At 60.4% G+C, this 11,896-nt stretch carries 12 protein-coding genes; 8 read left to right on the forward strand and 4 right to left on the reverse strand.

The genetic code is table 11. The features are described 5' to 3' along the window. Positions 1-59: 59 nt before the first annotated feature. Positions 60-1,541, reverse strand: a complete 1,482-nt coding sequence (locus KGP25_RS12250) for an alpha/beta hydrolase (RefSeq protein ID WP_223539017.1) — start codon at positions 1,539-1,541, stop codon at positions 60-62. A gap of 265 nt (positions 1,542-1,806) precedes the next feature. On the opposite strand from KGP25_RS12250, the gene KGP25_RS12255 reads away from it, so the two are divergent. The 7 genes from KGP25_RS12255 to KGP25_RS12285 are packed head-to-tail and all read left to right on the forward strand — an operon-like array spanning position 1,807 to position 8,641. Then, positions 1,807-2,661 carry a MurR/RpiR family transcriptional regulator gene (locus tag KGP25_RS12255; RefSeq protein WP_045410261.1) on the forward strand — a complete coding sequence of 285 codons (855 nt, stop codon included), beginning with the start codon at positions 1,807-1,809 and terminating at the stop codon, positions 2,659-2,661. A gap of 12 nt (positions 2,662-2,673) precedes the next feature. After that, complete coding sequence (ddpX, locus tag KGP25_RS12260; RefSeq protein ID WP_025911023.1) at positions 2,674-3,249, forward strand: D-alanyl-D-alanine dipeptidase; 576 nt, start codon at positions 2,674-2,676, stop codon at positions 3,247-3,249. Between the two features lie 15 nt (positions 3,250-3,264). Further along, positions 3,265-4,797, forward strand: a complete 1,533-nt coding sequence (locus KGP25_RS12265) for an ABC transporter substrate-binding protein (RefSeq protein WP_223539018.1) — start codon at positions 3,265-3,267, stop codon at positions 4,795-4,797. A 23-nt stretch (positions 4,798-4,820) separates the two neighbouring features. Continuing rightward, the gene (locus tag KGP25_RS12270; RefSeq protein WP_023327529.1) at positions 4,821-5,843 is read left to right on the forward strand and encodes an ABC transporter permease; all 1,023 of its coding nucleotides are present in this window, start codon (positions 4,821-4,823) and stop codon (positions 5,841-5,843) included. Further along, entirely contained in the window at positions 5,840-6,733 is an 894-nt protein-coding gene (gene ddpC, locus KGP25_RS12275; protein WP_045908776.1) for a D,D-dipeptide ABC transporter permease, read from the forward strand. Before KGP25_RS12270 ends, ddpC begins: the two co-directional genes overlap by 4 nt. Next, positions 6,733-7,719: an ABC transporter ATP-binding protein gene (locus tag KGP25_RS12280; protein ID WP_196364529.1), complete on the forward strand. Its 987-nt coding sequence runs from the start codon at positions 6,733-6,735 to the stop codon at positions 7,717-7,719. The genes ddpC and KGP25_RS12280 overlap by 1 nt, the downstream gene beginning before the upstream one ends. Beyond that, positions 7,712-8,641 (forward strand): ABC transporter ATP-binding protein, encoded by a 930-nt coding sequence (locus tag KGP25_RS12285; protein WP_223539019.1) that lies wholly within the window; start codon positions 7,712-7,714, stop codon positions 8,639-8,641. The genes KGP25_RS12280 and KGP25_RS12285 overlap by 8 nt, the downstream gene beginning before the upstream one ends. On the opposite strand, the gene KGP25_RS12290 is transcribed toward KGP25_RS12285, so the two are convergent. Further along, on the reverse strand, positions 8,638-9,387 hold the full coding sequence (locus KGP25_RS12290) for an SDR family oxidoreductase (protein WP_223539020.1): 750 nt from the start codon (positions 9,385-9,387) through the stop codon (positions 8,638-8,640). The genes KGP25_RS12285 and KGP25_RS12290 overlap by 4 nt on opposite strands. 115 nt (positions 9,388-9,502) lie before the next feature. Between KGP25_RS12290 and KGP25_RS12295 the strand changes: the two genes are divergently transcribed. After that, entirely contained in the window at positions 9,503-10,408 is a 906-nt protein-coding gene (locus KGP25_RS12295) for a LysR family transcriptional regulator (protein WP_045908779.1), read from the forward strand. Between the two features lie 23 nt (positions 10,409-10,431). On the opposite strand, the gene KGP25_RS12300 is transcribed toward KGP25_RS12295, so the two are convergent. Continuing rightward, the gene (locus KGP25_RS12300) at positions 10,432-10,860 is read right to left on the reverse strand and encodes an OsmC family protein (protein ID WP_008501708.1); all 429 of its coding nucleotides are present in this window, start codon (positions 10,858-10,860) and stop codon (positions 10,432-10,434) included. A gap of 75 nt (positions 10,861-10,935) precedes the next feature. Continuing rightward, positions 10,936-11,817, reverse strand: a complete 882-nt coding sequence (locus KGP25_RS12305) for a LysR family transcriptional regulator (protein WP_223539021.1) — start codon at positions 11,815-11,817, stop codon at positions 10,936-10,938. Between the last annotated feature and the right edge of the window lie 79 nt (positions 11,818-11,896).

An 11,896-nucleotide genomic window follows, 5' to 3' on the forward strand; every position in this document is an offset into this window, starting at 1 on the left:
AGCTACTATTTAACATACTTAATCAATGCGACCTAACATATTCACGCTACAGGGGAACGTTACTTTTTCTCGTCCCCAATCCGGCTGTTAATCCTCTCCTGCATAAAGTCGTAAAACGGATTCGAGGTGACCCGCATCAGCGCCTCTTTTCCGACGCTTAATACGGACGTTTCTCCCCAGAGCGCAATCGTCCCCAGGCTGATACCGTAGCGATTTTTCACCCCAGGTTCGCGACCATAGAGATCGTCATCCGGCGGGAACGGCACCGCAACGTGCGACAGGGAATAGACATCCTGCGGCCAGGACTGGGCAAGCGGCACCACCGTCTCCTGCGTTCTGCCTGCCGGGGTTATTTTCGCCACCGTCGAGAAACTGTGCTCGCTGGCATTGGTGATAATCGTGACACCGTAACGTCTCTGCGCGACCGGCAGCAGCGCCGTGGTGGCCGTCCAGGACGACGGTTTGAAGAGCGGACGGAAGCTCGCCGCCTGGTTGATATCGAACATCACCAGTTCGCTGCCGTTTGCCGGAAGCTGGTCAAACAGGCCGCTGACCACCGCGCGGGTACTGACCGTAGAGTCCATCACCGACTGGAACGCCAGCACCGGCGGCAAATTTGCCAGCCTGTTTTCCCGCGCCGCGCGGCCAATCTGCTCCTGCAGGGCCTTCGTCAGCAGCCACGACTGGCGGGCGGCGTTCACCGGGAACGAATTGTATTTATACGGATTATATTCCGGGGAGATATTCAGCCAGGCCGCTTTGGCAAACGGCGGCAGCAGCGCCGGTAGCCCGGCGAAACCGGCGAACCGCGCAAAGGCCGTCACGCCAATCATCGGTGAGAGCAGGATCACCTGCTGCGGTTTACGCAGCGCAGGCGCGTCCAGCGCATCGAGGGCATATTTCATCGCCAGCGCCCCGCCGTTGGAGTAGCCCACCAGATGCAGAGGCACAGCATCACCCGCCAGGCGCGTGGCTTCCCGTACGGCAAGGCGCGTGGCCGCCAGCCACATTTCCCAGTCCACGTCCGTCAGCGCACCGGGCGCGGTGCCGTGTCCGGGAAGACGCGGGACCACGGCCACAAAGCCGTGCTGCTGATAGTTCACGGCAAGGCGCCTGACGCTGTATGGCGAATCCGTCAGCCCGTGCAGCAGCACCACCGCGCCGCGGGGCTTGCCGGCTGGCATCAGCACAAAGGAGCGGTTGGCATCGGGAGCAAACTGACCGGGCCACACCAGGCTCTGGCGGTAATAGCGGTTTAACGGGGTTTGTTCCTCCCCCGCTGTTTTCGCCGTCACCGCGTTATCCAGATCGGCGAAAATCGCCTTTTCCCGGGCGAGGTACCCGGCAAAATCGGCGTTATCCAGCTCGCGAACGGACATCTCATCTGCCCGCCAGGTGTGCCACAGGTGCAGTTCCGGCCCCTGCTGCGAGAGATACACCCGCACCGCCAGCAGGACGACCAGGACGATCCCCACGACCATTCCTGTTTTCTTTGCAAGCGCGATCAGGCGCGCGCTGACTCGCCAGGGCAAATTCGCCATAAGGGATCCCTTTTATGTTCTCAGTGCTTCTATCTTATCAAAAATGTGAACAGGCTGACGTATTCACCAAATTCATACCTGTCAGGTCAGCCAGTGCACCAAAAGTGAACTACGCTGCACAAATGTTGATCATTGGTTAACCAAATATTGCATGAAGTTTACTGCGCAGCGGGTTTTCGCCCGCCTGTGAACATGGCACGCGTCATGCATTGTTAATCAGGTAACACAATTTCGGCCATTGACAGCCTGTTAACAGCGAGGCGGTATGACGACGAAACCTGAGATGTTGAGCCGTATCGAAGCGACGTTCAGCCAGCTGACCCCCAGCGAGAAGCGGGTCGGGAGCTGGCTGCTGGCGCACGCCGCGCAAATCCCGTTTGAAACGGCGGAGAGCGTCGGGCTGGCGAGCGGGACCAGCGGGATCACCGTCGGACGCTTTCTGCGCAAGCTGGGGTATCGCAACCTGGAGGATGCCAAAAAGAGCCTGCGCGATCCGTATCAGCCCTGGGGCATGAACGAGCGCCTCGACTCCTGGCAGCAGCAGCGCCCCCTGCCCAACCGCCTTCAGCACGCCCTGTCGCTGGAAGTGGACGCCATTACGCAGGTGTATCAGCTGGCGCAAACGGACGCTTTTCGTCAGGTGGTGCACCATCTGGCCCACGCGGACGCGGTCTTTGTGCTGGGGATCCAGTCCACGCGCGGGATCGCCAACGCCTTCTTCAGCCACCTTGAATACCTCCGCCCGCGGGTGAGCTACTCCGAAGGGGCATCCGGCAGCTGGGTGGAATCCCTGAACTCCGGGTTTGCGCACCCTTATGTCGTGCTGACCGATACGCGTACCTACTCCACGATGGCCCGACAGTACTGCCGCGTCGCGAGCGAGAAAGGCATTCCGCTGGCCTTAATCACCGATATCTGGTGCCCGTGGGCGCGGGATTATCCGATTGATTTACTGCAGGTGAAAACCGATACCGGTCATTTCTGGGATTCACTTGCCCCCGTGAGCTGTCTGTTCAACCTGCTGCTGTCGGGTGTGGTGGAAGCGCTGGGTGATGCGCTCCCGGCGCGCCTGGCAGTAAACCGACAATTACAACAAGAGTTTGGTCAATTCGAACGCTAAAGGAGCGGAGCTATGCCCGTAGAGAGTGAACTGATTGATGTGGCGAAGACGTTCCCCACGCTGCATATCGATCTGAAGTACGCCACCGCCGACAATATTACCGGCCGCCCGATTTACCAGGAGGCGCTGTGCCTGCTGCATACCGACGCGGCCACCGCGCTGGCAAAAGCCATCAGCATTGCCACGCTGGCCGGACTGAAGCTGGTGGTTTACGACGCCTATCGGCCACAGCAGGCGCAGGCCCAGCTGTGGGAGGCCTGCCCGAACCCGGAATATGTTGTCGACGTGGCGATTGGCTCCAACCACAGTCGCGGCACGGCCATCGACGTCACCCTGATGGACGAACATAACGCCGTGCTGGATATGGGCGCCGGTTTTGACGAAATGCATGACCGCTCGCATCCGTATCACCCTTCCGTGCCGCCCCACGCCCAGCGCAACCGTCTGCTGTTGAACGCCATCATGTTCGGCGGCGGTTTTGTCGGGATCGGCAGCGAATGGTGGCACTTCGAACTGCCGAACGCCGCCAGCTACCCGCTGCTTGATGACCGTTTTGCCTGTTTTCCCCTGACGCACACCCCTCTTTAAACCTGGAGCACTGCCATGAAAACATCGCTTCTCTCGACCGTCATTGCCGCCACGCTGGCCCTGAGTGCACCGCTGGCGCTGGCTGCCGTCCCGAAAGACATGCTGGTCATCGGGAAAGCCGCCGATCCGCAAACGCTCGATCCGGCCATCACCATTGATAACAACGACTGGACCGTCACCTATCCGTCCTACCAGCGTCTGGTCAAGTACAAGCCAGGCTCAACCGAGGTGGAAGGCGATCTGTCGACGGGCTGGAAAGCCTCCGACGACCAGAAAGAGTGGACCTTCACCCTGGCGGATAACGCCAAATTCTCCGACGGCACGCCGGTCACCGCCGAGGCGGTCAAACTCTCCTTTGAACGCCTGCTGAAGCTCAGCCAGGGGCCGTCTGAAGCCTTCCCAAAAGATCTGAAAATTGATGCCGTTGATGACCATACGGTGAAATTCACCCTCAGCCAGCCGTTCGCGCCTTTCCTCTACACGCTGGCGAACGACGGCGCCTCCATCATTAACCCGGCGGTGCTGAAGGCCAATGCCGCGGACGACGCGCGCGGCTATTTGGCGCAAAACACTGCCGGCTCCGGGCCGTTTATGCTGAAGAGCTGGCAGAAAGGCCAGCAGCTGGTGCTGGTGCCAAACCCGCACTGGTCGGGCGACAAGCCGCACTTCAAGCGCGTCTCGGTGAAAATTATCGGTGAGAGCGCGTCGCGCCGTCTGCAGCTTTCCCGCGGTGACCTGGACATTGCCGACTCCCTGCCGGTCGATCAGCTCTCGGCCCTGAAGCAGGAAGGGAAAGTCGCCGTCGCCGAATACCCGTCCCTGCGCGTGACCTATCTCTACCTCAACAACAGCAAAGCGCCGCTCAATCAGGTCGATTTACGCCGCGCGGTCTCCTGGGCGACGGACTATCAGGGGATGGTGAAAGGCATTCTGAGCGGCAACGGCAAGCAGATGCGCGGCCCGATCCCGGAAGGCATGTGGGGATTTGATGACACGGCAATGCAGTACAGCCTCGACGAGGCCAAAGCCAAAGCGGCCCTGGAGAAGGTTAAAGACAAGCCCGCCAGCCTGACCTTCCTCTACTCTGACAACGATCCGAACTGGGAGCCTATCGCGCTCTCAACGCAGGCCAGCCTTGGCAAGATCGGCATTAACGTCAAGCTGGAAAAACTGGCCAACGCCACCATGCGTGACCGCGTCGGCAAAGGCGATTACGACATTGCCATCGGCAACTGGAGTCCGGATTTTGCCGACCCGTACATGTTCATGAACTACTGGTTCGAATCGGACAAGAAAGGGCTGCCGGGCAACCGCTCGTTCTATGAGAACAAAGAGGTCGATTCCCTGCTGCAGGCCGCGCTGAAAACCACCGACCAGGCGGAACGCACCAAAGATTACCAGCAGGCGCAAAAGGTAGTCATCGACGAGGCGGCCTACGTTTATCTGTTCCAGAAGAACTACCAACTGGCGATGAACAAAGAGGTCAAAGGCTTCACCTTTAATCCGATGCTCGAGCAGGTGTTCAACATCGCCACTATGAGTAAATAACGGTTCTCGCCGGGGGAAAGGGTATGACGTTCTGGAGCATCGTGCGCCAGCGCTGCTGGGGGTTACTCCTGGTGGTGGCCGGTGTCTGTATTATCACTTTTATTATTTCGCACCTGATCCCCGGCGATCCGGCCCGTCTCCTGGCCGGGGACCGCGCCAGCGACGACATCGTGCAGAACATCCGCCAGCAGCTGGGGCTGGATCAGCCGCTGTACGTTCAGTTTGGCCGCTACGTGGACGCCCTGGCCCACGGTGATTTAGGCACCTCCATCCGGACCGGACGTCCTGTTGCGGAAGACCTGAAGGCTTTTTTCCCCGCCACGCTGGAGCTGGCCTTTTGTTCCTTGCTGCTGGCGCTGGTCATCGGCGTGCCGCTGGGAATTTTGTCAGCGGTGTACCGCAACCGCTGGCTGGATCACCTGGTGCGTTTAATGGCGATGACCGGGATCTCAACCCCGGCCTTCTGGCTTGGGCTGGGCGTCATTGTGCTGTTCTATGGGCACCTGCAGATCCTGCCGGGCGGCGGCAGGCTGGACGACTGGCTCGACCCACCTGCCCACGTCACCGGCTTTTATCTGCTGGATGCCCTGCTGGAAGGTAACGGAGAGGTCTTTTTCAATGCGCTGCAGCACCTGATTTTGCCCTCGCTGACGCTGGCGTTTGTTCACCTGGGCATCGTGGCGCGTCAGGTCAGGTCCGCGATGCTGGAGCAGCTTAGCGAAGATTACATTCGCACCGCCCGCGCCAGCGGCCTGCCCGGCTGGTATATCGTCCTGCGCTACGCCCTGCCGAATGCGATGATCCCATCGATTACCGTGCTCGGGCTGGCGCTGGGCGATCTGCTGTACGGCGCCGTGCTGACCGAAACCGTCTTTGCCTGGCCGGGCATGGGGGCCTGGGTGGTGACATCCATTCAGGCGCTCGATTTCCCTGCCGTGATGGGCTTTGCCGTCGTTGTTTCGCTGGCCTACGTGCTGGTTAATCTGGTGGTCGATCTGCTTTACCTGTGGATTGACCCGCGAATTGGGCGCGGAGGTGCCGAATGATGTTAACGCAGGAAACGCCCGTCCCGGTTAAACCCGTCAGACAACGCATCAACTGGGCAAAGCTGTTCTGGATGCTGCGTCAAAGCCCGCTCACGATCGTTGGTGGCGTCATTATGCTTGTGATGCTTTTCATTATGGTGGCCGCACCGTGGATCGTGCCGCACGACCCGAACGCGCTGGATCTGACCGCGCGCCTGCAGGCGCCGTCTGCGCAGCACTGGTTTGGTACCGACGAGGTGGGCCGCGATCTGTTCAGCCGCGTGCTGGCGGGCAGCCAGCAGTCCATTACCGCCGGACTGGCGGTGGTGGTGATCGCGGGCGGCATCGGTTCGCTGCTGGGCTGTCTGTCCGGCGTGCTGGGCGGGCGCGGCGACGCCGTCATCATGCGGGTGATGGACATTATGCTCTCGATACCTTCCCTGGTGCTGACCATGGCGCTGGCCGCCGCGCTCGGGCCGAGCCTGTTTAACGCCATGCTGGCGATTGCGATTGTCCGCATTCCGTTTTACGTCCGCCTGGCACGCGGCCAAACCCTGGTGGTACGCCAGTTTACCTACGTGCAGGCCGCCCGCACCTTTGGCGCCTCCCGCTGGCATTTGATCCGCTGGCACATCCTGCGCAACGCCCTGCCGCCGCTGATCGTGCAGGCGTCGCTGGACATCGGCAGCGCCATCCTGATGGCCGCCACGCTGGGGTTTATTGGCCTGGGGGCGCAGCAGCCGACCGCCGAATGGGGCGCGATGGTGGCCGTCGGCCGTAACTACGTTCTGGACCAGTGGTGGTACTGCGCGTTTCCCGGTGCGGCGATTTTGATAACCGCCGTGGGCTTTAACCTGTTTGGCGACGGTATCCGCGATCTGCTGGATCCGAAATCGGGAGGTAAACAGTGATGACCGATCCGGTACTCAAGATTGAAGACCTGCATCTGAGCTTCCCGATTTTCCGCGGCGAGGTCCACGCGCTGAACCACGTCTCGCTGGAGATCGGCAGGGGTGAAATTGTCGGCGTGGTGGGCGAATCCGGTTCGGGTAAATCGGTGACCGCCATGCTCGCCATGCGGCTGCTGCCGGAAGGCAGCTACCGTATTCATCATGGTCAGGTGAAATTACTCGGGGAAAATGTCCTGACGGCGTCCGAGAAACAGCTTCGCCAGTGGCGCGGCGCAAAGGTCGCGATGATTTTTCAGGAGCCCATGACCGCCCTCAACCCGACGCGGCGAATTGGCAAACAGATGGTCGAGGTGATCCGCCAGCATCAGCCGCTTTCCCGGCATGAGGCGCAGCAGAAGGCGATTACCCTGCTGGAAGAGATGCAAATCCCGGATGCGAAAGCGGTCATGGCGCGCTATCCGTTTGAGCTGTCCGGCGGGATGCGCCAGCGGGTGATGATCGCCCTTGCCTTCTCCTGCGAGCCGGAGCTGATTATCGCCGACGAACCGACCACCGCGCTGGACGTCACCGTCCAGCTGCAGGTGCTGCGCCTGCTGAAGCACAAGGCGCGGGCCAGCGGCACTTCGGTGCTGTTTATCAGCCACGATATGGCTGTGGTGTCCCAGCTCTGCGACAGAATGTACGTGATGTATGCGGGCAGCGTGATCGAGAGCGGTGCCACGCAAACGCTGATCCACCAGCCTGTACATCCCTATTCCATTGGCCTGCTGCAGTGCGCGCCGGAAAACGGCCAGCCGCGCGCCCCGCTTCCCGCCATCCCCGGCACGGTCCCCAACCTCAGCCAGCTTCCGCAGGGATGCGCGTTCCGCGAGCGCTGCTTTGCCGCCGGGACGAAATGCAGCGAAACACCGCGCTTACAGCCCCATGGCGCAGAAGGCCAACAGGCTGCCTGCTGGTATCCACAACGGGAGAAAGCCCATGTCTGATGTACTGCTGGAACTGGATAGCGTGCACGTGAATTTTGCGGCACGTAAAAACTGGCTGGGCCGCGTGACGGAACAGGTCCACGCGCTCAACGGGCTCGACCTTAAAATCCGTCGGGGAGAGACGCTTGGCATTGTCGGGGAGTCCGGCTGCGGGAAAAGCACGCTGGCCCAACTGCTGATGGGCATGCTTAAACCCAGCATCGGCACCTGCCAGCGGGCGCACCATGCGGGCGGCATGCAGATGGTGTTTCAGGATCCGCTCTCTTCGCTCGACCCGCGCCTGCCGGTCTGGCGCATTATCACCGAGCCGGTGTGGGTACAAAAGCGCAGCAGCGAGCGCGAACGCCGTCAGCTGGCTGAAAACCTGGCGCTACAGGTGGGCATTCGCCCGGAGTATCTCGACCGGCTTCCGCACGCCTTCTCCGGCGGGCAGCGCCAGCGCATTGCCATCGCCCGGGCGCTCTCGTCCGATCCGGATATCATCGTGCTCGATGAACCCACCAGCGCACTGGATATCTCCGTGCAGGCGCAGATCCTCAACCTGCTGGTGACCCTGCAACAGCAGCGAAATCTTACCTACGTGTTGATCTCACATAACGTCTCGGTGGTCAGGCACATGAGCGACCGCGTGGCGGTGATGTACCTTGGGCAGATTGTGGAGCTGGGCAGCGCCGCTCAGGTGCTAGGGGAGCCGCGCCATCCTTACACTCCTCTGCTGCTCGATTCGGTTCCCCGCACCGGTGAACCGCTGGATGAGACGCTGGCCTTACGCAAAACGGAGCTTCCCGGCAACCGTCATCTGCCCGAAGGCTGTTTTTTCCGTGACCGATGCCCGATGGCCGCGCAGGGGTGCGAACGTCCTCAGCCGTTACAGCCCTCTCGCGAGGGCCGTGATGTCCGCTGCTGGCGCAGTCTGGGTTAAATTTGCGCCATCCCACCGTCCACGAACAGCTCGGTGGCGTTAATAAAGCTGGCCGCGTCGGAGGCCAGAAACGCCACCGCTTTACCCACCTCACCCGGCGCGCCTAAACGGCCGAGCGGCACCTGTGCGGCCAGCGCGTCGTACAGCCCCTGACGATGTTCTTCCGGCACCAGATCGCCGAGGCCAGGGGTTTTGATCGGCCCCGGGCTTACCACGTTGACGCGGATCCCACGGCCCTGCAAATCCAGCGCCCAGGAGCGGGCAAAGTTGCGCACGGCGGCCTTGCTGGCGCTGTAGACGCTAAAGTTTGCCGTCCCTTTAATGGACACCGTCGAGCCGGTCAGAATAATCGAGGATCCGGCGGACAGCAGCGGCAGCGCCTTCTGTACCGTAAACAGCACCCCGCGGACGTTGGTGCCGAAAATCCGGTCAAATTGCTCTTCGGTTATCGCGCCCAGCGGCAGCATATCGCCGCCACCCGCATTGGCGAACAGAATATCGAGGCGGCCTTCTTCTTTGGCTATCCGGGCATAGACCTCGTCCAGGTCCGCCAGTTTTGACACGTCAGCGCGAATGCCCACTGCCGTTGAAGCGATTTCAGCCACCGCCGCGTCCAGCTCGGCCTGACGTCGTCCGGTGACGTACACCTTCGCGCCCTGTGCAGCAAGCTCCTGCGCCGTGGCAAGACCGATGCCGGTGCTGCCGCCGGTGACCAGTGCGATTTTTCCTGAGAGAGTCGTGTTCATGTCATTTACCTTTTGTTGGGTTTGCGTTGGACAAACTTTAGCCCTTGCCGGATTAGTGAAAAACCGGCAAAAATGAAAATGACTATTCACACACAGAAATAATCAGGGGAGCCGAATGGACCAGCTAATGGCGATGCGCGCTTTTACCCGGGTGGTGGAAACCGGCAGCTTTACCCGCGCGGCGGACTCGCTGAACATGCCCATTGCCACCCTGAGCAAGCTGGTGAAAGCGCTTGAGTCGCATCTTGAGATACGTCTCCTGCACCGGACGACTCGCCGGGTGGTCGCGACGCCGGAAGGGGCGGATTACTATGAAAAAGCGCTCAGGGTCTTGATAGATATCGAAGATATCGACACCGCGTTTCGCGTTTCCCGCGCGACGCCCAAAGGGCATTTGCGGGTTGACGTGGGCGGCTCCACCGCTCGGGACGTGCTTATTCCCCTGCTGCCGGATTTTATGCAGCGTTATCCGGAAATCCGCATCGACCTTGGGGTAGCCGATCGTCCGGTGGATCTTATCAGCGGTAACGTAGACTGCGTCATCCGCGGCGGCCCGCTGAACGACTCGACCCTCATCGCCCGCCATATTGGCAACGCCGAAATGGTCACCTGCGCGACGCCGGGTTACCTGAAACACCATGGCGTTCCGGCCTATCCGCAGGAGCTGTGCAACGGCCACAAGCTCATTAGCTACCTCTCGCCCGTCACCGGGCGGGCATTTCCGTTTCGCTTCAGAGAGAACGGCGAGACGCTGGAAATCAATATTCCGCATTTTCTCGGCGTAAACGAAAGTAATGCCCATCTGGCGGCTGCCGCAGCGGGATTGGGGATCGTTCAGACGTTTGAGTATTCGGCAAATGCGTATTTACAGGCGGGTACGCTGACGGCGATCCTGAGCGACTGGCGCCCTGCCGCCTATCCGTTTCATGTGGTTTACCCTCAGAACCGGCATCTGACGCACCGTCTTAAGGTGTTTATTGCGTGGCTGGCGGAGGTGTTTCCCGCCGCACTGAAGGGATAGCCGGGCGCAAACCCGGCAGGGAGTTAATTTAGCGTGTAGTCCAGGGTAATCTCGGCTTTCAGAAGCTGCGAAACCGGGCATCCCGCTTTCGCTTTCTGAATGATACCGTCGAACTGCTGTGGGGCGATGCCCGGGACGGTCACCTTGCTTTTCAGGGCAACCTTCGTAATCGCAAAGCCGCCGTCGGTTTTATCCAGAGAGACGTCCGCGGTGGTATCAATAGCGTCAGCGGTATAGCCCGCTTCCCCGAGCATCAGCGACAGCGCCATCGAAAAACAGGCCGCATGTGCCGCGCCGATCAGTTCTTCCGGGTTGGTCCCCTTTTCACCCTCAAAGCGGGTATTGAAACCATAAGGCTGCTGATTGAGAACGCCGCTCTCGGTGGAAACCGTCCCTTTACCGCGCTTAATGTCGCCAGACCAGTGTGCCGAACCGTGCTTATGAATAGTCATTCTTGCTCTCCTTTTGGCTTACAAAGGGTTAAGTATAGAAGGCTGTCCGGATTTTGCGGGCAAGACAGACGAGTCTTAGTCACTGAGTAAATGGTGCGCCAGCGCGTCGAGGAACACGCGCAGCGCGGCAGGCTGGTATTCCCGTGACTGATAAATGCCATGGATGGCAAGCGGTTTCGGCTCCAGCGCCTCCAGTATCGGTACCAGGAATCCCTGATCCAGCGCGGCACGCGCCTCGCGCTCCGGCAGCATGGCAATACCACAGTGCTTAATAGCCGCGTCCATCAACAGCGAAGAGATGCTGGCGCTCAGGTTGCCGCTGACGGCCACGCTCAGGCTTTCACCTTCCGGCGTCAGGAAGTGCCAGGACTGCCCGGCAAAAAAGCTGTAGTGCAGGCAGTTATGCCGGGCTAGTTCTTCGGGAAAGACGGGAATACCGTGCTGTGCCAGATACTCCGGCGAGGCGCAAAGCACCGAGCGGCACTCCCCCAGCCGGCGGGCAATCATGCCGGGTTCAGGGTTATCGGTAATACGTACGGCGACATCAATGCGCTCTCCCACCAGGCTGACCGGGTGGTTGTTCACGTCCAGCTCAATGCGCAGCTGCGGGTAGCGCGAGAGCAGACCGGGCAGCACCGGCGCAATCAGGTGCATCGCGGTAAAGTGCGCGCAGGCCACCCGCAGGGTGCCGGACGGCAGATCTTTTTCAGACTGGCCTTCAATTTCCTGAGAGATCTGCGAGAGCGTCCGCGTTTTTTGCAGCACCTTTTCCCCTGCCGCAGTCAGCGTCAGCTTGCGCGTGGAGCGGTTTACCAGACGCGTCCCCGCCCACTTTTCCATCTGTTCAAGGTAGCGGCTCACCATCGGTCGGGAAATACCCAGCGCGCGGGCCGCCGCGCTCAAACTTCCCAGCTCGCATATCCGGTTGTAAACCTGGGCGGCAATAACGCGATCCATATCAACTCCATCTGCTCGATTTATGAAACTAAGCATGTCCTGTTTCAGGAATTCTGGCAAATGCGAATATCCGTACAAT

This window comes from Enterobacter sp. JBIWA003, assembly GCF_019968825.1.
GTDB classification, from domain to species: Bacteria; Pseudomonadota; Gammaproteobacteria; order Enterobacterales; family Enterobacteriaceae; genus Enterobacter; species Enterobacter quasiroggenkampii.